The sequence below is a fragment of the Rhodocytophaga aerolata genome (assembly GCF_030503435.1).
Lineage (GTDB): Bacteria > Bacteroidota > Bacteroidia > Cytophagales > 172606-1 > Rhodocytophaga > Rhodocytophaga aerolata.
Genome location: NZ_JAUKPO010000004.1, coordinates 389,212 through 412,231 on the forward strand (window position 1 = coordinate 389,212; position 23,020 = coordinate 412,231).

General features: G+C 40.6%; 22 protein-coding genes. 17 read left to right on the forward strand and 5 right to left on the reverse strand.

Features of this window, described 5'->3' with window-relative positions:
- Window positions 1–92 precede the first annotated feature (92 nt).
- Window positions 93–1,442: a M23 family metallopeptidase gene (locus Q0590_RS10450; RefSeq protein ID WP_302037469.1), complete on the forward strand. Its 1,350-nt coding sequence runs from the start codon at window positions 93–95 to the stop codon at window positions 1,440–1,442.
- Between the two features lie 49 nt (window positions 1,443–1,491).
- On the opposite strand, the gene Q0590_RS10455 is transcribed toward Q0590_RS10450, so the two are convergent.
- Window positions 1,492–2,541, reverse strand: coding sequence for a PA0069 family radical SAM protein (locus Q0590_RS10455; RefSeq protein WP_302037470.1), 1,050 nt, complete (start codon window positions 2,539–2,541; stop codon window positions 1,492–1,494).
- A gap of 473 nt (window positions 2,542–3,014) precedes the next feature.
- On the opposite strand from Q0590_RS10455, the gene Q0590_RS10460 reads away from it, so the two are divergent.
- Complete coding sequence (locus Q0590_RS10460; RefSeq protein ID WP_302037471.1) at window positions 3,015–3,191, forward strand: hypothetical protein; 177 nt, start codon at window positions 3,015–3,017, stop codon at window positions 3,189–3,191.
- A 170-nt stretch (window positions 3,192–3,361) separates the two neighbouring features.
- Window positions 3,362–4,351 (forward strand): TIGR03885 family FMN-dependent LLM class oxidoreductase, encoded by a 990-nt coding sequence (locus Q0590_RS10465; protein WP_302037472.1) that lies wholly within the window; start codon window positions 3,362–3,364, stop codon window positions 4,349–4,351.
- A gap of 118 nt (window positions 4,352–4,469) precedes the next feature.
- Here the strand turns inward: Q0590_RS10465 and Q0590_RS10470 are convergent, their stop codons facing one another.
- The gene (locus tag Q0590_RS10470) at window positions 4,470–4,607 is read right to left on the reverse strand and encodes a hypothetical protein (RefSeq protein ID WP_302037473.1); all 138 of its coding nucleotides are present in this window, start codon (window positions 4,605–4,607) and stop codon (window positions 4,470–4,472) included.
- A 263-nt stretch (window positions 4,608–4,870) separates the two neighbouring features.
- Between Q0590_RS10470 and Q0590_RS10475 the strand changes: the two genes are divergently transcribed.
- From Q0590_RS10475 to Q0590_RS10485, 3 genes are all read left to right on the forward strand, one after another.
- Window positions 4,871–5,611, forward strand: a complete 741-nt coding sequence (locus tag Q0590_RS10475) for a ferritin-like domain-containing protein (protein ID WP_302037474.1) — start codon at window positions 4,871–4,873, stop codon at window positions 5,609–5,611.
- 23 nt (window positions 5,612–5,634) lie between these two features.
- Window positions 5,635–6,435 carry a ferritin-like domain-containing protein gene (locus Q0590_RS10480; RefSeq protein WP_302037475.1) on the forward strand — a complete coding sequence of 267 codons (801 nt, stop codon included), beginning with the start codon at window positions 5,635–5,637 and terminating at the stop codon, window positions 6,433–6,435.
- Window positions 6,436–6,619: 184 nt separating this feature from the next.
- Window positions 6,620–7,870, forward strand: coding sequence for an alpha/beta hydrolase family protein (locus Q0590_RS10485; RefSeq protein WP_302037476.1), 1,251 nt, complete (start codon window positions 6,620–6,622; stop codon window positions 7,868–7,870).
- A 104-nt stretch (window positions 7,871–7,974) separates the two neighbouring features.
- Here the strand turns inward: Q0590_RS10485 and Q0590_RS10490 are convergent, their stop codons facing one another.
- The 3 genes from Q0590_RS10490 to Q0590_RS10500 form a co-directional block, all read right to left on the reverse strand.
- Window positions 7,975–8,346 carry a hypothetical protein gene (locus Q0590_RS10490; protein WP_302037477.1) on the reverse strand — a complete coding sequence of 124 codons (372 nt, stop codon included), beginning with the start codon at window positions 8,344–8,346 and terminating at the stop codon, window positions 7,975–7,977.
- A gap of 6 nt (window positions 8,347–8,352) precedes the next feature.
- Window positions 8,353–9,525, reverse strand: coding sequence for a hypothetical protein (locus Q0590_RS10495; RefSeq protein WP_302037478.1), 1,173 nt, complete (start codon window positions 9,523–9,525; stop codon window positions 8,353–8,355).
- 345 nt (window positions 9,526–9,870) lie between these two features.
- Window positions 9,871–11,187 carry an NAD(P)/FAD-dependent oxidoreductase gene (locus Q0590_RS10500; RefSeq protein WP_302037479.1) on the reverse strand — a complete coding sequence of 439 codons (1,317 nt, stop codon included), beginning with the start codon at window positions 11,185–11,187 and terminating at the stop codon, window positions 9,871–9,873.
- A gap of 162 nt (window positions 11,188–11,349) precedes the next feature.
- Here Q0590_RS10500 and Q0590_RS10505 point away from each other — a divergent pair, with 162 nt between their 5' ends.
- The 11 genes from Q0590_RS10505 (at window position 11,350) to Q0590_RS10555 (ending at window position 22,995) form a co-directional block, all read left to right on the forward strand.
- Entirely contained in the window at window positions 11,350–11,712 is a 363-nt protein-coding gene (locus Q0590_RS10505; protein WP_302037480.1) for a hypothetical protein, read from the forward strand.
- 117 nt (window positions 11,713–11,829) lie between these two features.
- Window positions 11,830–12,312 carry an Mpo1 family 2-hydroxy fatty acid dioxygenase gene (locus Q0590_RS10510; protein ID WP_302037481.1) on the forward strand — a complete coding sequence of 161 codons (483 nt, stop codon included), beginning with the start codon at window positions 11,830–11,832 and terminating at the stop codon, window positions 12,310–12,312.
- A gap of 480 nt (window positions 12,313–12,792) precedes the next feature.
- On the forward strand, window positions 12,793–13,500 hold the full coding sequence (locus Q0590_RS10515; protein WP_302037482.1) for a GNAT family N-acetyltransferase: 708 nt from the start codon (window positions 12,793–12,795) through the stop codon (window positions 13,498–13,500).
- 44 nt (window positions 13,501–13,544) lie between these two features.
- On the forward strand, window positions 13,545–14,744 hold the full coding sequence (gene argG, locus Q0590_RS10520) for an argininosuccinate synthase (RefSeq protein WP_302037483.1): 1,200 nt from the start codon (window positions 13,545–13,547) through the stop codon (window positions 14,742–14,744).
- Between the two features lie 72 nt (window positions 14,745–14,816).
- Window positions 14,817–15,785, forward strand: a complete 969-nt coding sequence (gene argC, locus Q0590_RS10525) for an N-acetyl-gamma-glutamyl-phosphate reductase (RefSeq protein WP_302037484.1) — start codon at window positions 14,817–14,819, stop codon at window positions 15,783–15,785.
- A gap of 51 nt (window positions 15,786–15,836) precedes the next feature.
- Window positions 15,837–16,973: an aspartate aminotransferase family protein gene (locus Q0590_RS10530; protein WP_302037485.1), complete on the forward strand. Its 1,137-nt coding sequence runs from the start codon at window positions 15,837–15,839 to the stop codon at window positions 16,971–16,973.
- A 59-nt stretch (window positions 16,974–17,032) separates the two neighbouring features.
- Window positions 17,033–17,980 carry an N-acetylornithine carbamoyltransferase gene (locus tag Q0590_RS10535; RefSeq protein ID WP_302037486.1) on the forward strand — a complete coding sequence of 316 codons (948 nt, stop codon included), beginning with the start codon at window positions 17,033–17,035 and terminating at the stop codon, window positions 17,978–17,980.
- 755 nt (window positions 17,981–18,735) lie between these two features.
- The gene (locus Q0590_RS10540) at window positions 18,736–21,546 is read left to right on the forward strand and encodes a methyl-accepting chemotaxis protein (RefSeq protein WP_302037487.1); all 2,811 of its coding nucleotides are present in this window, start codon (window positions 18,736–18,738) and stop codon (window positions 21,544–21,546) included.
- Between the two features lie 28 nt (window positions 21,547–21,574).
- Complete coding sequence (locus Q0590_RS10545; RefSeq protein WP_302037488.1) at window positions 21,575–22,096, forward strand: chemotaxis protein CheW; 522 nt, start codon at window positions 21,575–21,577, stop codon at window positions 22,094–22,096.
- Window positions 22,097–22,137: 41 nt separating this feature from the next.
- Window positions 22,138–22,629 carry a chemotaxis protein CheD gene (locus tag Q0590_RS10550; RefSeq protein ID WP_302037489.1) on the forward strand — a complete coding sequence of 164 codons (492 nt, stop codon included), beginning with the start codon at window positions 22,138–22,140 and terminating at the stop codon, window positions 22,627–22,629.
- Window positions 22,630–22,641: 12 nt separating this feature from the next.
- Window positions 22,642–22,995 carry a response regulator gene (locus Q0590_RS10555; RefSeq protein WP_302037490.1) on the forward strand — a complete coding sequence of 118 codons (354 nt, stop codon included), beginning with the start codon at window positions 22,642–22,644 and terminating at the stop codon, window positions 22,993–22,995.
- Window positions 22,996–23,020: the final 25 nt, after the last annotated feature.

Consider the following 23,020-nt stretch of genomic DNA (forward strand, 5'->3'; position numbering starts at 1 on the left):
TACAAACATACGGTTCAGGCAGAACCACTAAGCCAAAATTAGTGTAGTATATACAGGCAGTTATATAAGTTAAGCTCTTGTAAATAATCAGCATGAACACGAATAGATCTATGGTGCGGCTGGCAGCACTCTGGGGAATGTTATTTTTCCTAACCAATTGTGGAGGTGTGCAACAGCCATTAAAAGAAGTATTGAAAAAGCAAACGCCCTACGAAAAGTATGAACAGGCGTTAAAAAATGTAAAACTGGAAAACACAGCCCTGGGCAACGATTGGATAGTAGCCGGCAGAAAAGCTCTGCAAGATTCTATACTAGTTTCCTTACCTTTTAAAGAAACGGGCTATTTTGCTGCTGATAAACCAATTGCTGTTAGTTACCTAGTATCCTTGAAGCGCGGTGAACGGCTGGTGGTAGGCGTGGAAGTACGGTCTATGCAGGCAACGCAGGTATTTGTAGATTTGTTTGAAGCGCCTATACCCACCTCGCAAAGCCCTGTCCACCTGGCTTCCGGAGACACCAGCAATACGGTTATAGATTTTGAGTCCAGAGAAGACCGCCTATACCTGATTCGTTTGCAGCCAGAATTATTGCGCAGTGGAAACTACACTATTACGATGACCCGTGAACCTTCCTTAGCTTTTCCGGTACAAGGCAAAGACAGCCGAAATATTAGTAGTTTCTGGGGAGCAGACCGCGATGCAGGCAAACGCCGCCACGAAGGCATTGATATATTTGCTAAAAAAGGAACACCAGCCATTGCAGCAACTGATGGTTATATTGCGGCTGTAAATGAAAATCGGCTAGGCGGCAAAGTTGTCTGGCTGCAAGATACAAAGAGGCAACAACGTTTATATTATGCCCACCTGGATGAGCAACTCGTGCGGCCAGGTCAGAAAGTAATCGCTGGGGACACGCTTGGACTAATTGGCAACACAGGAAATGCCCGTACCACAGCTCCACATTTGCATTTTGGAATTTATACATTTGGAATAGGTGCCATTGATCCTTTACCTGCGGTTCGGGTAGGTTCTCCAGCTCCGCCTAACGTTACTGCCCCCATGGAAAGACTGGGCACCTGGGCAAGAACATCTGGTAAGAAAGGAATTGTACGTATCTCGCCAGATAAAAAATCTAGCCCCTTATCGGAGATTCTTAAGCATACCCCTGTGTATATTTTAGGCGGAGTAAGAGACTGGTATAAAGTAAGTTTACCGGATAATACAATTGGCTATATTGAAGCTAAACAAATAGAGAATGCGGAGAAACCTATCCGGACACAAAAAATAGCCAGCCTTACGCAGATTCTGGATCAGCCTGCTGCCTCAGCTGGTTTTCTGGCTACCGTTGAACCTGGCACCCAACTTCCGGTACTAGCTAGTTTTGGCTCTTTTCTATACGTAAAAACACCTGATGGCATTGCGGGCTGGTTACCCATTTCATAAATACGCAAGGTATATAGGCTGGCAAATAGCCGACTTTTACTTTATGTGATTAAGAGAATAAATTCAGGTTTCCGCCTCGCTGGAACTTTGTAAGATCATAAGGAGGCATTTGGCCTCCTTTCATATATTTCTGTTTAGCTACAGAAAATAGCTGAGCAATGCTTTGTGCTAATACACCCTCTCCTACCATTCTTCTTCCCCATTGCGAATCGTTTACCTGGCCTCCATGCAATTCGGCTATCTGGTTCCACACCTTAGTAGCTCTATCCGGGAAATTTTTATGTAGCCAGTCCTGAAAAATCTCCTGAACGGCTCCATTTAACCGTACTACCGTGTATCCTGCAGTAATTGCACCATGATCAGCAGCCGCTTTGATAATGCCTGGCGTCTCCATATGGTTTAGAGATGGAATGAGTGGCGCAACCATTACTCCTACGGGTATACTACTTTCTGTGAGTTTTTGGACAGTCTGCAATCTATTTTTGGCTGTGGCTGTTCGGGGCTCCATTTTCATGCGTATCGCTTCATCCAGCGACGTAATAGAAATATATACATGTACCAGATTGTTTTTCGCTAATTCCTGCAACAGATCTATATCACGCAAAACGAGACTATTTTTGGTGATGATGCTTACCGGATGTGCATATTTTACAAACACCTTCAATAAAGATCTGGTAATTTCCAGTTTCCGCTCCACTGGCTGATAACAATCTGTATTTCCAGATAATGAAATAGGTGCAGGCTTCCAGGTCTTTTTCAGAAATTCTTGTTCCAGCACACTGGCCGCCTGCTGTTTAACAATAATCTTGCGTTCGAAATCTAATCCGGCGCTGTAGCCCCAGAATTCGTGGCTATTCCGGGCGTAGCAATAGATGCAACCATGTTCGCATCCTTGATAGGGATTTACTGAACGCATAGCATATAAATCCGGACTTTCGATCGTATTTACTATCTTTTTAGGATGCTCATACAACAGCTCGGTTTTACTGCTACCTTCCGTTTCTTCATCTATGCCTTCCAGATGTATGTGTCCGGTTTGCGTTTCGCTAAATTTAATGCCAGTATTGATTTGTGCACCTCGGCCTTTATGATAATTCATGCGCAAAAGATAGCACCTGTACAGGAGATTTGCTACAAGTTAAGCTTGGCACAAAATAAAAAACCTGCTTACTATGAGTAAGCAGGTTTTCGAGAATCTACGATACAAAATAACCCCATTACATATTCTAAACCTATATCTTTTACTATTTTTACCCGGTTGTTAATTTTGGATATGATGGTTACTACTGCTACTACAACATAACAATAACCTATAAATTAAATAATATTTGTTGGAAATTCTTATTTTTAAATGTTACTAATAGCTTATACTCTAGCAATATTTAAAGGTTTCGATTTTTTTGATTTTTTTTATTATTAGTAACGCCTTAAAAATACACAATCAAAATTATCACATTGGTTGAACTGAGTAGTTAGTTCAGCTCTTGTACAAAGCCTTAAACATCCTTTCAGATACAACCATTTATTCGTACCTCCGTATCGAAACTAAACGCACCTCTAACACCTATAGCTATGACAAAAGGACACAATCAATCACCCAATAAACAAAGTAATCCGCCAGCCGATAAACCTAAAGGAAAAGGGCAGGATGAACATCAAAAAGATTCGAAACAGACCGGCGATTCCAGTCAGGGCAGAAATAAGAATGAAGATCAATCGGGAGGCACAAAAGGCAAGAACAGCATTTGATTGTGCTTGTGAATCTCCTTCTTGCTATTCAACAGACAACATATTGCTGCTTACAAGGCTGTAGACCTTTAAACAACATCTTTTAAACGCCTACAGCCTTATACCGGCATATTATTGAGCTCTATCCGATACCTTGATAGCACTAACTATAAACCTAACTCACTCCATTTATGATACAAATTGGCTACCATGCATCTCACGAACAATTTAAACCCAGTACGCTTCTTACCTACGTACAGCAGGCAGCAAAAGCTGGTTTCACGGCTGCCATGTGCTCCGACCACTTTCATCCCTGGACAGAAGAACAAGGCGAAAGCGGTTTCGCCTGGTCATGGCTGGGGGCAGCTATGCAGGCCACTCCTTTCACCTATGGTGTAGTAAATGCGCCGGGGCAGCGGTATCATCCGGCAATTATTGCCCAGGCTGCTGCAACGTTACAAGAAATGTTTCCAGACAGATTCTGGATAGCTGTAGGTAGCGGTCAGGCCGTAAATGAGCATATTACCGGTACACACTTTCCTATGAAAGAAGAACGGAACGCCAGGTTGAAAGAGTGTGTAGATGTTATGCGGGCTTTGTGGGCAGGCGAAACAGTCAATCATATTGGAAGAGTAGTAGTCGAAAATGCCAAGCTTTATAGCCGCCCTCAAAATCCACCGTTAATTGTGGGTGCAGCTATTACCGAAAAAACAGCCAAGTGGATAGGCGGCTGGGCCGACGCCTTAATCACCGTTTCTGCGCCACCCGAAAAATTACAAAAAGTAGTAGATGCTTTCCGGCAAGGAGGTGGCGAAGGCAAACCGATGTACCTGAAAGTTCAACTCTCTTATGACAAAGATGATAAAACAGCTCGTATGGGAGCTCATGAACAATGGCGGGCTAATATCTTTGAAAGTTCTTTGCTGACTGAGCTACAAATGCCCATACAATTCGATTATGCAGCTAAACACGTGCGGCCAGAGGATTTAGATAGTTTCGTGCGTATTTCGTCCAGTACCGATCAGCATATAGAATGGTTAGCCAAAGATATAGAACTCGGTTTTTCAAATCTGTATCTGCATAATGTTAACCGTCACCAAGAACAATTTATTGATGCTTTTGGACAAAAAGTTGTCCCTGCTTTAACACAGCAAAACCGGGCTGCTACTCCAGGAAAATGATAATATAGATACCATTGAAAGTCTATTGCTTATCCTATATTTTTATTAATGCTTCAAAAAAGAAGCTCTTGTAAAAGCAAGAGCTTCTTTTTTGAAGGTACATCTGGATTACTTATAGTTAACCTTTTTTAGAAGCTGACTTTTTCTCCGGTACACAGTTTGGTACTTTCTTTCCATCTTTTGTTTTCATTCCTTCCTGTGTGTATCCACTCCAACAAGGATCTTCTTTCTCTGATTTTTTCTTAGTTGCTGGCATAATGTAGTTTGGTTGGTTTGCTATTCCTACGCGATTCAGCTTAGTTGGTTCGAATGTAGTATTAATTACAAACTAATTTTTTTTATAAATTTTTAAAGAGCGTCTATTATATATTGAAGGAAAGCTTAAACTCTGTATAATTTTTAGATGAACTTTTTATTTTTCGTTTTCTAATTAAATCTGGCTTTCCTCCATCGTCGTAAGTATGGCACCTACAAGAAATTGTAGCCTTTTCCTACTATCAAACCTAAACCATTTCATGTATGCGTGTACCATTAACTAATCGCAAGGAAAGTACTGTTTCTGCCCGGAACCAGGAAAATCTCAGACGCAGGTCGTTTTTGAAATTTGCAGGCTTTGCTACTGCCTCAACCGCCATAGTGCTCAGTGGCTGTAAAGAAGTATTAGATCAACTTCCGTATCCAGTAGATGTAGACCCTGATGATTATGTACTTAAAACTGTCAGGCTGGGCAAGGGCGACACTGGGGTGTTAAACTATGCCTATACGCTGGAGCAACTAGAAGCCGAATTCTACATTCAAGTAGTAGCTTCTTCATCTTTTGCGTCTATGTTCAACTACTATGAACAACGTTCGCTGCGGGAAATCCGCGACCACGAGGTAGTTCACCGGGATTTTCTGAAAGCTGCCCTGGGAGAAAAAGCTATTGGCCAGCTCAAATTCGACTTTAAAGCTGTAAATTTTGAAGATAAGCAAAGCATTCTGCAAACAGCCAAAACATTTGAAGACCTGGGTATAGCCGCTTATAATGGTGCCGGTAAAAGATTAGCAAGTGCTGATTTGCTGACCATTGCAGGTAAAATAGTATCTGTGGAAGCTCGTCATGCATCTATCATCCGTTCGCTGGTAGACACAGACCCCACCTCCTTTGCCGGCGATGATATTATAGATATGAACGGATTAGACCTTGCCTACGAACCTGCTAAGGTACTGGAAGCAGCTAACCCCTTTATTTTGAATAAAATAGACGCCAGTGAATTATAAACCCACCAAACCTACAAACAAACATGAATATATTTGATTTACTCAATACAATTGATCCACAGAAGATTACTCTGGATGAACAAATGGCCTCTGGCAGACGGGCTATGTTCCGTCAACTAGGTGACTGGGGGAAGAAAATGGCACTGGGTGCTATCCCGTTAGCTGCTACAGTAACGCCTAGAAAAGCCATGGCCGCACACGAAGACAATGCCGACGTACTGAATTTTGCCCTTCTACTTGAATATTTAGAAAATGAATTTTATATGATGGGCCTGGATACCATTGTTCCTAAAGGCACCAACGACGAAAAAGTGTTTATGCAGATTAGTAAGCATGAAAAACAGCACGTAGAATTTTTGCAGGCTGCCATAAAAAGCATTGGGGGGACTCCCATTGATAAGCCGGAATTTGATTTTACCGCCGGCGGCGCCTTTATGCCTTTCAGCGACTATGATCAGTTTAAAGTATTATCTCAAGCGTTTGAAGATACTGGCGTACGGGCCTATAAAGGCCAGGCGGCTAATCTGATAGATAATGATACTTTATTAACGGCTGCCCTGCAAATACATTCAATAGAAGCCCGTCATGCGGCCAAAATCCGGATGATGCGTGACGAATTCGGATGGATCTACTTTAATCACCGGGGTAGAGGAATGCCATATGCTACTCAGCCAGTATACAGTGGTGAGAACATGCAGACACAAGCTGGAGTGAATCTAAAAACCATTACAACGGTAGATGAAGGTGGTTTTACTGGTGCTTTTGATGAGCCCCTCACTAAAGAAGAAGTTACTGCTATTGCCAGCCTGTTCCTGAAAAAATAAGGAAGAATTGCGTTATACTGAAAAGCCTTGGACTCTTATTGTTCAAGGCTTTTTTATTTAGTTCAGTATTGCCATAGTAATTCACATAAGCTATCTCTTTTATTTTCGTTCAAACATGAAAGGAACCTTCCAGCCAGTTTTATGCTTATACTTCTACAGCTATTTCTTAGAATAATAACATTGAATGAAGCATATAACCAGCCATTTTCAAACCCGCTATTTTTTCTCATACCTTCTCATCCATCTATTCCTTTTTAGTTGTCTGATCAGTGCAGGATGTAAAAATGAGGAAAGCACAATTGCTCCTGAAAAGGAAATAAGCCAGCCGGCTACCCGGACTCCAGTATTAATAAAAGCTGAGTTGCTTGGTACGTATACCATCGATCAGATAAAAAAACGGATAGGCAACCGTCCTGAAATTGGGCTGTTTACTAAATATGATGTGAAGGTGTATAAAATTACCTACACGACGCAAAATATAGATAATAAAGCTATTCAAGCCTCAGGCGCGTTAATTATACCCATTGCTAACAAACCCTTACCGTTGATCAGCCATCAGCATGGCACCATTACTGATAATAAGCATGCGCCCTCGAACTACGGCTCAGGCAGCGAATCTTCCACGTTTGGAACAGTGCTTGCTTCCTCTGGTTTTATAGTGGCTGCCCCCGACTATATTGGCTACGGCACCTCAGAAGAGGTGGCTCATCCCTATGAGCATGCCGCTTCTCTGGCATCTGCCTCCCTTGATATGCTGCGGGCATCCAAAGAGTTTTTTGCAAAAAATGGTGTTCAGTTTACCAATCAACTATTTCTGGCTGGGTATTCAGAAGGCGGCTATGCGACGATGGCTCTACACAAACTAATTGAAGAAAAGCATGCAGCAGAATTTACGGTAACAGCTAGTGCACCTGCGGCAGGAGCTTATAATAAAACAGCTTTTGCTAAAGATATACTAGCCTCTGATAAACCCTTAGATTTTATTAACAGCTACTTATGGGTTTTGCAAACTTACAATACGGTGTATTCCCTTAACCGGCCTATCCCCTCTTTCCTCAATCAGCCCTATGCGAATGCGGTGGCTTCCAAAGGCGTAGCAGCGGAAGTAAGCAAATATCCTAAAGAATTATTTACACAACAATTCAGGCAGGCTATCCTGTCTAACCAGGATACGGCTATGTTGAATGCATTTAAGGATAATGATATATACGACTGGAAGCCTATTGCGCCTGTTTTATTAGTACATGGTACTCAGGATGATTTTGTTCCCTTCTATAATTCACAATCAGCTTATGAAGCAATGCAGGCGAATGGCACTACTCAGGTTCAATTAAAAGCTATTGAAGGCGGAAATCATTTTAGTTCTGTTGGTCCTTATACCCTGGAAATGTTTGTATTTTTCAATTCTTTTTTAAAACCAGAACCTGTTAAATAACGCACCACACAAAAATGCTCTTCGCTTGTAAATGCACTTACATATTTGTTAAAGAATGGTAACTGTCATTTTTACATAGAAAATCCAACTCCATGTTAAGTAAATTAATTATGTAAAGTCTTACCTTCTAAAACGACATTTATTTTTTTAACAATCTCCTTTCGCCTTATATAAAAGATTTTGGGGAAATCTAATTCCGGGTCTCTTGCTTCAGCATTTATGAAATTCTTTTGAAAATAATTTCTTAGTACAATTAAGTCTTCTAATGTACGGGCATATAAGATTTTGTTTCCAACTGGAATTTGATAAAAATAATATTTATTAGAAAAAATAAATGGAGCATTGAAGCCACAACTTTTACAAGTAACCTTCCCATTTTTAGATGGAGATTTAACATAATTGCCTTCATATGCTGAATTAAATAATGCTTTATTAGCACAATTTGGGCAAATAACATCAATAGTCACTTCGCGCAATCGTTTTTACTTATTAGATTGACTAGTGGCTTTTGGCTTATAGAATGGACTGCTATTTACTTCTTCTAGCATTTTTATATGTTCGGCAAGTTTTTCATCTCCCCACCAATGGATCAGGAAAGCTTTATTTTCTTTAGCTAATTCCAGATTTGTCATATTCTTAGCCATATCTGATTCCAATCCTACAATTCCTTTCTTGTACCACTCATGCCATTTAAAGCCAGCTCTTGTATTATATGGAATCAGCAGAAACATCATGAGAAATAGGAGGACTTGAATAAAACCTCTTTTTTCAAAAAACTCACTGGCAAAGAAACAGATAAACAATAAGGGAGATGCTAAAATAACATAACGGTCTGGCATTCCAAACTGTGGTACCAAACCTGCACGGCCCCAGCCAATGGCAATCGAAAACGCAACCATAATCAAGAATAAGAATAATAAGATCCAAGCTCTGTGTTGTTCTTCTGTTTGTTTTCGTTGCCATGATGCCTTAATTACAAGGTACAGACACCATCCAACCAAACTACATATACCTATAATAGCTAATCCAGCTATTTTCCACGAATATTTTACAGCTGGTCCTACGCTTAGTAAAACAAATTTACCTGTAGTCATAATGGACTCAACCATACCCGGGCTCGGCGGATTCCAAGTAGTAGGTATGTAACCTATAAAATACACACCACAAAGCAGTACTGAAACAAGAGAACAAGTGAGTAAAATACCAGAAACCCGATTTCTGGATTGAGATATGGACAGATTTCGCCAGTTAACTAATCCGCAATAGAGTAACCATAGAGCCAAAGGAGGTACGAATAGCAAGCCATTTCCACCAGACAAGGGCAGTACTATGAGAATTAAACCAGCCGCTGACGCTGCGCCTTGCCTATTCAATAATGGATTTTTTATAAGCACCAGAAAAAAAACAAACTCTAGCAGTGTAGGCAGTAACAAAGCTAATTGGAAGCTCCAGACCATATTTTCCCAGTTACCAATGTGAAGCAAAAGTATAGGAAAAAAGGCATCTACATATTTTGTATGGCCCCCACGGAGATTTCTTAGGAACAGTAATACGCCTAATGACAGACTGCTAAGCAATAGCACATTTACATACATGCCAGCTTTAAAATTTCCATTGGTGAGTTTTAGCAACCCAAGCATAACTAATTTAGGCAAAGCAATCCGGTGCTCATTATTCTGTTGCCATATCCAGCTCAATAAATCTGGTTCATTGCCTGTCAATGGTGCTACTAGGAGCCAGTCTTCTGCTAATGGAATATTTCTGCCATATCGGATTACACAAAAAAAAGCAGCTGCCGTCATCAAAAAATAAATAGTAAAAACGAAAGGCGTACTTAATTTGTCGATCAGCGAAGATCTTTTGCTAATTTGATGGTCAGGTATGGTGAAGTTGTACATAGGTAAAATATAAGGTTTGTTTGCTTAACTCTAAGAATGCATACACATCACAGGAGTAGGTTGGCAACATTAAACAGGCTATTTCTTTTCTCCATTCTACAATCAAGTAGGCATGGCCTCTTTTTCTCTGGCTACTTGCTTTTCCTTTTTATTTCCAATGATTAGGCGTATACCCTTATCATAACTGAAATAGCTCCACATCCAATTCATGAGTACGACCAGCCGGTTGCGGTACCCGACTATGGAGATCAGGTGTACAAACATCCACACAAACCAGGCAATAATTCCCTGTGTTTTGTACCCATTTAAATCTACTACGGCTTTGTTGCGGCCAATGGTTGCCATGCTTCCTTTATCGTAATACCGGAATGCTTTTAGAGGTTTGCCTTCCAGCAAGCAACAAATATTTTTTCCCAGTGCTTTTCCTTGCTGCATAGCCGGAGGGGCCATCATCGGATGACCTTGCGGAGTAGCTCTGGTGATCATGGCTGCGACATCTCCTATCGCAAATATATTTTTATAGCCAAGCACCCGGTTATAGATATCTACTTGCAAACGATTACCTTTCAGTACACTTTCTTCCCGCAAACCAGGAATAGGCATGCCACAAACGCCTGCTGCCCATATAAGTGTACGGGTAATAAGTTTTTCGCCATTTTCAAATTCTACGGTATACCCATCATAGGATTTTACGCGGCAATTAAGCCATACGTGTACGCCTAACTCCTGTAAAAAATCAAGTGCTTTCAAAGAAGCTTCTTCAGACATACCATTCAACAATCGGGGCCCACTCTGAATCAAATGGATATCCATTTTCAGAAAATCCAGTTCCCGGTAATCTTGCGGAAATACATGCAATTTTAATTCTGCCAGCGCACCGGCTATCTCTACTCCAGTAGGCCCTCCTCCTACAATCACATAATCAATCAGGCTGTTCATTTGCTCATCATCATCGGTAAGCAAGGCCCTTTCAAAATTGCTTAAGATCTTATTGCGCAAGGCAATTGAATCTTCAATTGTTTTAATCGGTACTGCATGCTCCTGAATTTGCTCATTCCCATAATAATTAGTTGTTGCGCCGGTAGCTATTACGAGGTAATCGTAGGTAATTTCGCCAATGGTAGTATGTACAATTTGCCTGGTTGTATCTACACTTTCTACTTCAGCCATACGGAAGTAAAAATTTTTCTGATCTTCAAATATCTTGCGGAAGGGATATACAATAGAATCTGCTTCCAGGCCTGCCGTAGCTACCTGGTATAAAAGGGGCTGAAAAGCATGATGATTTTGCTTATCTATCAAGATCACTTGCGCATCGGCCTGCCGGAGCGATTTGGCCAGTTCAATACCTGCAAAGCCCCCTCCAACAATAATAATCCGGGGTTTACCAATGTCTGCAATTCTGGCTGTTTGAGTCATAACTTATCAGGATACATCTGCCGGCATGGAGTACCAGCTTACGATAGTTAAATGTATTGCAAAATCCGGTTCCTTTCAATTTGCTTAGTTGAGGCTAATGTAATGTTTGTATTGATAGTGTTAATTATTGCCTAAATTTGCCCATGCTCCAATAGTTGACTTATGCATAACGACCCAGAACTGAATGGCAAATACCTTGGTACCATTACTAAAGACTTTGCTGTAGTATCCGATACATTGAAAGAAGCATCTTACCAGATCCGCAAAAGAGGCTTTTCTGACTATCCTATCTTCCCTATTTCCAAAGTACATATCCCGGTTGGCCAGATTTTAATCAGCCGGTTTGAAGTACAGTTGAACTGGAACTTTTATGTGTCGTATCTGGATGAATTTATTCAGCGGAAAATTGTGGAAGACCAGGAAGTTTTCAAACAAGCCTATAAAGACCCGGACGAGTACTGTTGTTTGTTTGTCATAGATGTGGAGTTTACCAATATTGTGTTTATTCCTTATCCGGAAGACTAACCTATTGTTTCCTATTTTCCATGACTATATTCACCACAAGCATCCTGTTGCAGGTTGTATACCTATTGACATTGTGTTTATCTTATATTAAATTGTATCAACACAAGGTTTATAAATATGAAAACAACTGAACAGTGGCTATCGGAATATGGGGAAAGTCATCAGAATCACACGAATAAGCTAGTACATTGGGTGTGTGTACCGCTTATTATGTTCAGTATCATTGGTTTATTGTGGTCTATCCCATCTGCCTTTTTAAGCAATCTGTTTCCTTCATACTTTGCTAAATTTATCAATTGGGGCACTATTTTTCTTGCTTTTGCTTTACTTTTTTACTTACGTTTATCGTTCAGCATGTTTGCCGGTATGTTACTGATTGCAACACTGATTGTGGCAGGCAACTATTTAATTTTGCAATATGCACCCTTACCTTTGTGGGCGGTTTCACTGATTATATTTGTTGCGGCCTGGATTGGCCAGTTTATTGGCCACAAAATAGAAGGCAGAAAGCCATCCTTTTTTAAAGACATTCAATTTCTGTTGATTGGACCTGCCTGGCTGCTCAGCTTCATTTACCGGAAATTAGGAATTCCTTATTGAGTTTACCTTCATCATCTACTATCCAGTAGCAGTGCAAGCACCTCTCCCTCAACTTTGCTTGAAAAAATCCGTACAGGTAGATAATTAAAAAAAATAATCATTAATTGAATTATTTAGTCAGGTTATTGTTAATGAAGTGTAGCAAATAAATGATGGATAATTCCGGTATCTTACAAAAGCAAAAATAAAAATAATGGTAAGGTATTTGTTTAGTAAAATTATATTTTAATATTTGCGCTCACTATTATAAAGTATTACAAAAGTTGACAGAAACTTTTTTCCATACTACCCCTTTCAGGTTTAGGTTGCCGCTTCTGCGGAACTAACACATATCGTTTTGCCTACGTGGCAAACTTCTTCACCAAAATTTTCTTGAATATCCTGCATGCTAACGTCTTAGGCAGAAGTGTGTGCTACGATTTCAGATACATTTACATTCTTCAATTAGTATTTACATTTAAACAACCCGATATACAGAAAATGAGCGATTACATTGTCCAGTCAGCCAATTACAACCATTTAGAGTTGGCCGAGGAAATATGTCGTCATATGGAAGAAAGTGCAAAAGCCAGAGGAACTGGTATTGCCAAACGCTCTCCTGATTATTTAATACAGAAAATGCTGGAAGGAAAAGCTATTGTAGCTACTACCCGCTCTGGCGAGTTCGTGGGATTCTGTTATATTGAAACCTGGGGACATGGCAAATTTGTGGCTAATTCCGGCTTAATCGTACATCCCGATCACCGTAAAAGTGGCATTGCCAAAAGCATTAAGGAAAAAGCCTTTGAGATTTCCCGTAAAAAATACCCGCAGGCCAAATTATTTGGCTTAACTACCAGTCTGGCTGTTATGAAAATTAACTCAAGCTTAGGATATAAGCCAGTTACGTTCTCTGAACTGACAGATGATGAAGCTTTCTGGAAAGGCTGCTCCAGTTGTGTCAATTACGATATTCTAAACCGTACCAACCACAAGCATTGCCTTTGCACTGGTATGCTATACGATCCGGCGGATGAGAAAAAAGGAGCCAAAAAAGAACAGCAGTTACAAAACTTTGTAAAAAAGTCTAACCTGTACGAAAGATGGTTACGGTTGAAAAAACGGGTATTGCTCAGAAGCCAGAAATCACAAATGGCTAAAGAAAAGCCACAACCTGCCAAAGAAGTACGGGAAAAAGTTTATCAATAAATCGAGTTTATATATCACACTAAAATCTGTATAATTTAGTAAGAATGGGAAAACAAAAAGTAGTACTTGCCTTTAGCGGAGGATTAGATACCTCCTACTGTGTAAAATATTTATCAGAAGATAAAGGCCTGGAAGTTTATTCGATATTAGTAGATACCGGAGGCTTTTCAGCGGAAGAACTACAACAAATTGAAGCGAAAGCTATTTCATTGGGAGTTGCCAAACATCTCACGGTTAACCAAACAGATGTATATTATCAGCAATGTATCAAATATCTGGTGTTTGGCAATATTCTTAAAAACAATACATATCCACTTTCTGTAAGTGCCGAAAGGGCTTTCCAGGCAATGGCCGTGGCCGAATATGCTAAAAATATAGGAGCGGAGTATGTAGCTCATGGCAGCACTGGCGCTGGCAACGACCAGGTCCGTTTTGATATGATTTTCCGTATTCTTATTCCGGATGTACAAATTATAACTCCTATTCGCGACAATAAACTATCCAGAGAACAGGAAATTGAGTACCTAAAAGCAAAGGGCGTACAGCAGGAATGGCATAAAGCAGCTTACTCGATTAATAAAGGATTATGGGGTACCTCGGTTGGCGGGAAAGAAACGCTAACATCTCATGGGTATTTACCTGAATCCGCCTTTCCTACTCAGCTTACCAAACAAGAGCCTCAATCAGTAAAGTTGCATTTTGAAAAAGGAGAATTAGTAGGCATTAATGAACAACAATTCAGCAATCCGGTAGAGGCTATCAAAAAACTCACCGAAATGGCTGCACCTTTTGCTATCGGCCGCGATATTCATGTGGGCGACACCATTATTGGTATTAAAGGCAGGGTAGGTTTTGAAGCAGCTGCACCGCTGATAATTATTAAGGCACACCATACACTGGAAAAACATGTGTTGACTAAATGGCAGTTGTACTGGAAAGAACAACTGGCCAACTGGTATGGCAATTTGCTGCACGAAGGTCAGTACCTGGACCCGGTGATGCGTAATATTGAAACCTTCCTGACAGATACACAAACGCATGTAACTGGTATAGTACACGTACAATTGGCCCCTTACAGATTTTATGTAACAGGCATAGAATCCGCTTTCGACCTGATGTCAGCAAAGTTTGGAAGTTATGGGGAAATGAACAACGCATGGTCTGGAGAAGATGTGAGAGGGTTTTCTAAAATACTCTCCAATCAGGCAATGATTTACAGCAAAATTTCTAAAGAGAATGAGTAACCTATTTTGTGTCAAACAATAGCACATCTGGTTATTTAGCATTCTTGTATTTTTTTAATTAAGTATCTGTAAATGAACAAACTCCAAAAGATTGGTATTGTTGGGGGTGCAGGCTATACTGGCGGTGAATTACTTCGTATATTACTGCATCATCCGGCTGTAGACATCACTTTTGTGCATAGCAAAAGCCAGGCCGGTAAACCAGTATATTCAGCTCACTCCGATTTACTGGGAGAAACGGAACTCACCTTCACTGACCAATTCCATTCCTCCGTGGATATTCTGTTTTTGTGTATGGGCCATGGAGAATCAAGTGTATTTCTATCACAACATCAGGTTTCGGCCAGTACCAAAATTATAGACCTGAGTCAGGATTTCCGGGACGAAAGCCATGGCTTTGTATACGGCTTGCCAGAATTGCAACGGGAAAAAATAATGGGTGCCAGCAAAATTGCGAATCCGGGTTGTTTTGCTACCTGTATTGAACTGGCTTTATTACCCATGGCTAAAGAACATTTCCTGAAGACAGATGTGCACATTAGTGCCATTACAGGGTCTACCGGAGCCGGGCAAAGTTTAAGTAATACGTCTCATTACAGCTGGCGAAATGGCAATATATCTGTTTATAAAGCATTTACCCATCAGCATCTAAAAGAAATCAGGCAAAGCTTAAGGCAGCTACAAGTTGGGTTTTCTAACAAAATAAACTTTATTCCCTACCGGGGAAGTTTCACCAGAGGTATTTTTGCCAGCTGCTACACTTCCACCGATTTAACCTTAGAGGACGCACAAGAATTGTATTCGGATTACTACAGCAAGCATCCGTTCACTTATGTTAGTGCACAACCCATAGACGTAAAGCAGGTAGTAAATACCAACAAATGCTTTATTCACCTGGAAAAAGTTGAAGATCAGTTACTCATAACCAGCGTCATTGACAATTTGGTTAAAGGGGCTTCCGGTCAGGCAGTTCAAAATATGAACTTGATTAGCAGGTTAGACGAACGTACTGGCTTAGGGCTTAAAGCCGTAGGTTTTTAATTCTATTCACTTTGTTTTCAATTGTTTGCCAATTCTACCCACCTTTTATCTATGAATTTATTTGATGTTTATCCTATATATACTATTGAACCGGTGCGGGCACAGGGAAGTTATGTGTGGGATACAGAAGGTAACAAATACCTGGATTTATACGGCGGACATGCCGTTATTTCGATAGGCCATGCTCACCCGCATTATGTGGCAAAACTGACCGATCAATTAAATAAAATTGGGTTTTACTCAAATTCCGTTAAAATATCGTTGCAAGAGGAGCTGGCTCAAAAACTTGGTGAGTTGTCCGGGTATGAGAATTATTCGTTGTTTCTGTGCAATTCAGGTGCTGAAGCGAATGAAAATGCCTTAAAATTAGCCTCCTTCCACAATGGCCGGAAAAAAGTAATTGCTTTTTCGAAAGCTTTTCATGGACGTACCGCTGGCGCCGTAGCTATTACTGACAATAAAACTATTATAGCTCCTGTAAATGCAACCGATCATGTGCAATTTCTGCCATTTAACGATGAAGCTGCCCTTGAACAGGCTATGAATGAAGAAATATGTGCAGTAATTATCGAGGGCATTCAAGGAGTAGGCGGAGTAAATGTTGCTTCAGAATCTTTCCTGCAAAAAGCCCGTCAGCTATGCGATACCTATGGTGCAGTATTGATTCTGGATAGTGTACAATGCGGATACGGACGTTCAGGTAAATTTTTCTCTCACCAATACGCAGGCATAGATCCGGATCTGATAACAACTGCTAAAGGTATGGGAAATGGCTTTCCTATTGGCGGAGTGCTTATTCACCCGAAGTTTAAAGCTGTACATGGCATGCTAGGTACCACATTTGGGGGCAATCACCTGGCTTGTGCGGCAGGAATAGCTGTTTTGGATGTTATTAAGGAGGAGAACCTGATGGCCAATGCTAAACAAACAGGAGCATATCTGTCAGAACAACTTAAATCTTTGCCTGGAGTAAAAGAAGTAAGAGGCCGGGGTTTAATGATAGGGATTGAACTGGAAGAACCCGCAGATACGCTACGGAAGAAACTGCTGTTTGAGCATCATATCTTTACAGGTGCCTCTGGAAAATATACCATCCGTTTATTACCTTCGTTAGCCCTAAAGCAGGAAGATGCGGACCTTTTTCTGGAAAGCTTTGGAAAAATTGTATCTGCCAAAACCTTGGTTTAACTTATTTTTACTAACCGTCAGCAGGCTATTTACATTCACCTTAAATCAGTTATCATCCATTGAAACAGTTTTTGTCAGTTAAAGATGTTCCCAACCTACCCATATTAGTGAATGAGGCATTATCTCAGAAAAGAAATCCTTTCGCCAATAAGCAACTCGGTAAAAACAAAACTCTGGGATTACTCTTTTTTAATGCCAGTTTACGGACAAGACTCAGCACACAAAAAGCCGCCCAAAATCTGGGGATGGAGGTAATGGTGATGAATGTAAGCCAGGACAGCTGGGGGCTGGAAATGCAGGATGGTGCCATTATGGACGGCGATAAAGCCGAACATGTAAAAGAAGGGGCTGCTGTTATTGGTCAATACTGTGATATAATTGGCGTAAGGTCATTTGCCAGCTTAACAGATAAAGAAAAAGATATACAGGAAGAAGTAATCAGCCAGTTTGTAAAATATGCAGGTGTACCCATCATAAGTCTGGAATCGGCCCTGCGTCATCCTTTACAGTCATTAACTGATGTAATTACAATAGAGGAGTACAAAACGAAACAAAAGCCTAAAGTAGTGTTAACCTGGGCTCCTCATCCAAAGGCTTTACCTCAGGCTGTTCCAAATTCCTTTGCAGAATGGATGAATGCTTCCCAAGTTGACTTTGTTATTACTCATCCGGAAGGCTACGAACTAGATAAGGAATTTGTGGGCAATGCCAAAGTAACCTATAATCAGAAGCAAGCTTTTGAGGGAGCCGACTTCATTTATGCAAAAAACTGGTCTTCGTATACCAGTTACGGGCAAATATTATCTAAAGACCCCGCCTGGACGGTAAATGCCGAAAAAATGAAGCTTACCGATAATGCGAAATTTATGCATTGCCTTCCGGTACGCCGGAATGTAGTAGTGATGGATGAAGTACTCGATAGCCCTAATTCTATTGTTATTCCCCAGGCCGGAAACCGGGTTTGGGCTGCACAGGCTGTATTGAAACAACTACTCTCTTCCATCTAATACCCTTTTTGGCAAGGTATGGCACTATCTCATCCATGGAGGTAGTGCTTTTTTATGTTTGCCTATCCTGTTTTCCTAGGTGTGTAAAAGAAAAAGTAACTGATGTAGTTATAAAAAGTTCATTAGCTTGTTACCTCTGCATGTAATTTTTTAGATAGGGCAACACTGATAATAGCTTGATTTACAAGAAGACTGAATAATCTATATAGTTTGTTTTAGTAAATTATTCCTGAAAATTTTAATAAGTAAGGCTGCAGATCAATTGAATGCTGTAAAATTATTGAATTAAGCCTGGAAAAATAAGCTAGCTAGCTCCCCTCCTCTCCTATAAAATATATGGTAAACTCAATCGCCGGTAACTAATGTTTCCTTCCCTACGCATGTAGGATATTAGCCCACTACTCTGGAAAGAATTGGGTACTTCCCGATAAATTGAAACTATTTACTAACCATATACAATTAGATGTCTCTCCGTCAAACGCTTAACCATATGGATATTGCTCATGGTTTACACTTTGGAAGAAATAATACTTTCGCAAACCTTGATTTGATCCTCCTAACTGGCCAGACTGAAAGCACATTGAGGTTGACTTATTTTTAACAATTACCAAGTTTGTTTTTACAAGTGAAATAACTCATTAACAGCCAAGTCAACTAGCTAACTGATAAGTAAATACATACCATTTTTTACTATTGCACTAATTCAAATTTGCTTTTCATACGCAAAAAAATTCATCCGATAAATTATTAACAATATGGCTTTAACAAGCAAAAAGAAAATTGATCAGGTACCTGCGCCAACTGGTAAGGAAAATAAGCCAAAAAAGCTTAGCCAGTCTGTAGAAGTATTATCCTTACAAGCAGATACCCAGTACTTGCAAACGATGGAAGCTCTTATTAAATCTCAGGCTGTCATAGAGTTTACAATGGATGGTAGAATACTTACCGCAAATGATAATTTTCTACAGATACTTGGTTACCAGCTAAAAGAAATAAAGGGCAAACATCACCAGATTTTTTGTACAGAAGAACAAGCAAAAAGTAAAGAATATAAACAATTCTGGGCACAGCTTCAAAAAGGTGGATTCAATAGTGGGCAGTTTCAAAGAATTGCCAAAGATGGAAGCACTATCTGGATACAGGCAACATACAATGTTGTTATGGATGAACGAAACAACCCCTACAAGGTAATAAAATTTGTTACAGACATTACTGAACTGAAAAAAACAGAAATTACCATAGAACATACCGCAGAGCAGATAGAAGCTCAACAACAAATTTTGCGTCAGAATGAAGAACAGACGCAAGCAATTAAAGTGGAAATGGATAAGCGGCAACTTGAGTTGCAAGGCCAGATAGCCGCCTTAAACAATGCAGCCATAGTATCAGAAGTAGACCTAAGAGGCAACATCCTGTTTGTCAACGATGAGTTTTGCCGGCTGGCTAAATACACCCGGGAAGAGCTGATTGGTAAAAAACAAAGTATTGTCCGCCATCCGGATATGCCTGCTGCTATCTTCGATGACCTGTGGGCTACGATAGTAAAAGGAAAAGTGTGGCGGGGCGAAGTCAAGAACCGGGCCAAAGACGGGTCGCATTATTGGGTATCGGCTACCATCACCCCGGTATTGGGGGAAAACGGCCGGCCTGTTAAATACATTGGTGTCCGTTTTGATATTACTGCCCAGAAAGAACAGGAAGAAAGAATAAAAAATATGCTTCTGGAAGCTCAGCAGGCAAGTGAGGAAAATAAGGCTCAGGAAGAAGAGATACGCCAGAACATGGAAGAAATGCAGGCAACGCAGGAAGAAATGTCGCGCAGACAACTGGAACTGAACGGCCAGATTTCTGCTCTAAACAATGCAGCCATAGTATCAGAAGTAGACCTAAGAGGCAACATCCTGTTTGTCAACGATGAGTTTTGCCGGCTGGCTAAATACACCCGGGAAGAGCTGATTGGTAAAAAACAAAGTATTGTCCGCCATCCGGATATGCCTGCTGCTATCTTCGATGACCTGTGGGCTACGATAGTAAAAGGAAAAGTGTGGCGGGGCGAAGTCAAGAACCGGGCCAAAGACGGGTCGCATTATTGGGTATCGGCTACCATCACCCCGGTATTGGGGGAAAACGGCCGGCCTGTTAAATACATTGGTGTCCGTTTTGATATTACTGCCCAGAAAGAACAGGAAGAGAAAGAACGGATAAATAAATTAGGTTTCGACCAGGCGGTAAGCTTTATTCAGGAACTTACCCAAGGTAATTTTAATGCTCAAATGAACGTTGCCGGCCTATCCTTAGATGCCAATGTACTGAATGTGATTGAAGATTTAAATTCTTTACGCAACACCTTAAAATCGATTATCAGTGAAGTAAACCAGGTAACAAAAGCCGCCGGAGAAGAAGGAAAATTGAATGCACGCCTGAATTTGAAAACTACGGATGGCGAATGGAAAGTTCTGGTAGACTCTATTAATCTGTTACTGGCCTCCCTTTCTGAGCCAGTACTGGAATTCAACCGCATTATCTCAGAGATGGCCAAAGGTGACCTGACGAACGCTTTTGAAATGAAAGTCAATGGAGATATTCTGAATATGGCTCAGTCGCTGAACAAAGCTATCAGCAATTTGAATACACTGTTAACTACCATAGGTGTAAGCTCCGATGTTATTGCTACTTCTTCTAATACGATGATGAAGAAGAATGAAAGCATGAAAAACAATACCACAGAAGTAGCTTCGGCTATTACTCAGATGGCTAAAGGAGCACAGGAACAAGCTATTAAAACAGATGCTTCTTCCAAATTGGTTGAGGGCGTATTAAAATCAGCCAATACTATGGAGCAAAAAGCCAATGTAATTAATAAAGCAGCAGAAAAAGGGCAAAAAGGCTGCGACGATGGAATGAAAATTATGAAACGGCTGCTGGAAAATATGTCTGAAATTGGTGATTCTGCGAAAAAAACATCCGGATCTATTGATATTCTTACACAGCGGGCAGAGGAAATAGCCAGAACGTTAAATGTAATTACAGATATTGCTGCCCAAACAAACTTACTTGCCTTAAATGCAGCCATCGAAGCCGCTAGGGCTGGCGATGCAGGCAGAGGCTTTGCTGTAGTAGCCGAAGAAATCCGGAAACTGGCAGAAGATTCCAGAAGATCGGCTGTAGATATAGAAAAAATAATTAAAGACGTTCAGAAAGATACCAATGCTGCAGGGAAAGCTATTGAAACCATGCAAAGTAGTGTAAAGCAGGGAGATAATGCCTCTAAAGAAGCTGAGATTATTTTCCAGGAAATAGCCAAATCCAGTAACGAGACTTTTGATTATTCCAAAGAAATACAGGAAGCTACCTCAGAGCAGAAAACATCCATTAGCTCAGTAGTCAGAAATATAGAACAAATTGTAGTCGTAGCAGAAGAAACAGCCGCTGGTGCCCAGCAAGTTGCAAGTTCTTCACAACAGCTGAATCAGGGTATGAATGAAATTACAGACTCAGGTGTGAAGTTATCACAGGTAGCTGTGCAATTACAGGCCGGTGTTAGCCAGTTTAAGTTGAAAAAATAGGGTGTAACGGTGAAAGCCTTCTATGCATATGAACTTACAAGAAACCGTACCAACGAAACAACCTGTGTCAGCAGAAGCAGCAAAACATAGCCGCACGCAACTGATTGTATTCAAATTAGGGAAAGAAGAATATGGATTAGCCATAGACCAGATAAAAGAAGTCGTGCTAACCCCTAACATCACCCGGATGCCCCAAACAGCTCCCTACATCAAAGGTGTAGCCAATATCCGCGGCAATATTATAGCCATCCTGGATCTGGAAGAAAAATTCGGGATCAGTGATAAAACGATTGATTCACCTGTAGTTGGAAAATACACCCTGGTAGTGGCCAGTGAAGAGTATAAAATAGGTATCCTAGTAAAAGAAGTGCCCAATACCTTATCTGTATCCAAAGCGGATATTGATGAAACAGTAAGTATTGTTCACGACGATAAGCAAGACAGCAATTATATAAAAGGCATTGTCAAAGTTAATAACAGGCTAATTATTCTGATTGATATTTATCAGATTATGAACAAGCAGGAATTAGCTCAATCGCTTGGTAAATAAGTACTGGTTTATAGCAAGAACTTATATGCCGGAATACAGTCATGATTAGAACACAGGCACAAAACATCGTCGAAATTCCCTTGGAGATGGGACAAATAAGAGTTAGTGCTGAACCTGCTCTGGTCACTTGTTATGGCATTGGCTCTTGTATGGGCGTTTTTCTCTACGACCGGGTTGCGAAAATTGGAGGAGGTGCACATATCACGTTGCCTTTTTATGATCCTGGTAATACCATCAACTCAAAACTGCATTATGCAGATTATGCCATCGAAACATTAGTAGAACGGCTCAAGGTTATGGGTTCATCTGGAAATACATTACGGGCAAAAATAGCCGGAGGAGCTAATATTGGTAATTTTTCCCGGTTAGATGTAGGGAAACAAAACAGTATAGCCGTTTGTACCATCTTACGAAAAATGGGAATTTACCTTGCCGGATGTGATATTGGCGGACTTACAGGGAGAAAGATCATATTCAATACGTCTACCGGAAGTGTTCAAATTTTAACCAATCAAGACAATTATACTATTTAATCCATTACGGAAATGGCAAAAAAAATACTTATTGTAGACGATTCTCAATTCATGAGAGCTGTAATTAAAGATATTCTGGAAAAACAGGGATACGAAATTGCCGGCGAAGCAGCTACCGGCGAAGCAGCTATTGATATGGCCATGGATTTAAATCCGGATGTAGTTACCCTGGACAATATTCTTCCGGATATGCAGGGAACAGATATATTGAAGGTATATAAGCAGGAAGGTCTATCCTGTAGGGTAATTCTCATCAGTGCTGTAGGCCAGGATTCAGCTATTGAACAAGGCATGAGCATGGGTGCACATGCGTACATCGTAAAGCCGTTTACGCCTGAGCAATTAGCACATGCCATAGAAAAATAAGAGGATTCCCCGGCAACTACCTACG

Bases quoted from the DNA above. Each gene is read 5' to 3' on its own strand.
- Q0590_RS10450 (WP_302037469.1), top strand. From the start codon at position 93: ATGAACACGAATAGATCTATGGTGCGGCTGGCAGCACTCTGGGGAATG.
- Q0590_RS10455 (WP_302037470.1), bottom strand. From the start codon at position 2,541: ATGAATTATCATAAAGGCCGAGGTGCACAAATCAATACTGGCATTAAA.
- Q0590_RS10460 (WP_302037471.1), top strand. From the start codon at position 3,015: ATGACAAAAGGACACAATCAATCACCCAATAAACAAAGTAATCCGCCA.
- Q0590_RS10465 (WP_302037472.1), top strand. From the start codon at position 3,362: ATGATACAAATTGGCTACCATGCATCTCACGAACAATTTAAACCCAGT.
- Q0590_RS10470 (WP_302037473.1), bottom strand. From the start codon at position 4,607: ATGCCAGCAACTAAGAAAAAATCAGAGAAAGAAGATCCTTGTTGGAGT.
- Q0590_RS10475 (WP_302037474.1), top strand. From the start codon at position 4,871: ATGCGTGTACCATTAACTAATCGCAAGGAAAGTACTGTTTCTGCCCGG.
- Q0590_RS10480 (WP_302037475.1), top strand. From the start codon at position 5,635: ATGAATATATTTGATTTACTCAATACAATTGATCCACAGAAGATTACT.
- Q0590_RS10485 (WP_302037476.1), top strand. From the start codon at position 6,620: ATGAAGCATATAACCAGCCATTTTCAAACCCGCTATTTTTTCTCATAC.
- Q0590_RS10500 (WP_302037479.1), bottom strand. From the start codon at position 11,187: ATGACTCAAACAGCCAGAATTGCAGACATTGGTAAACCCCGGATTATT.
- Q0590_RS10505 (WP_302037480.1), top strand. From the start codon at position 11,350: ATGCATAACGACCCAGAACTGAATGGCAAATACCTTGGTACCATTACT.
- Q0590_RS10510 (WP_302037481.1), top strand. From the start codon at position 11,830: ATGAAAACAACTGAACAGTGGCTATCGGAATATGGGGAAAGTCATCAG.
- Q0590_RS10515 (WP_302037482.1), top strand. From the start codon at position 12,793: ATGAGCGATTACATTGTCCAGTCAGCCAATTACAACCATTTAGAGTTG.
- argG (WP_302037483.1), top strand. From the start codon at position 13,545: ATGGGAAAACAAAAAGTAGTACTTGCCTTTAGCGGAGGATTAGATACC.
- argC (WP_302037484.1), top strand. From the start codon at position 14,817: ATGAACAAACTCCAAAAGATTGGTATTGTTGGGGGTGCAGGCTATACT.
- Q0590_RS10530 (WP_302037485.1), top strand. From the start codon at position 15,837: ATGAATTTATTTGATGTTTATCCTATATATACTATTGAACCGGTGCGG.
- Q0590_RS10540 (WP_302037487.1), top strand. From the start codon at position 18,736: ATGGCTTTAACAAGCAAAAAGAAAATTGATCAGGTACCTGCGCCAACT.
- Q0590_RS10545 (WP_302037488.1), top strand. From the start codon at position 21,575: ATGAACTTACAAGAAACCGTACCAACGAAACAACCTGTGTCAGCAGAA.
- Q0590_RS10550 (WP_302037489.1), top strand. From the start codon at position 22,138: ATGATTAGAACACAGGCACAAAACATCGTCGAAATTCCCTTGGAGATG.
- Q0590_RS10555 (WP_302037490.1), top strand. From the start codon at position 22,642: ATGGCAAAAAAAATACTTATTGTAGACGATTCTCAATTCATGAGAGCT.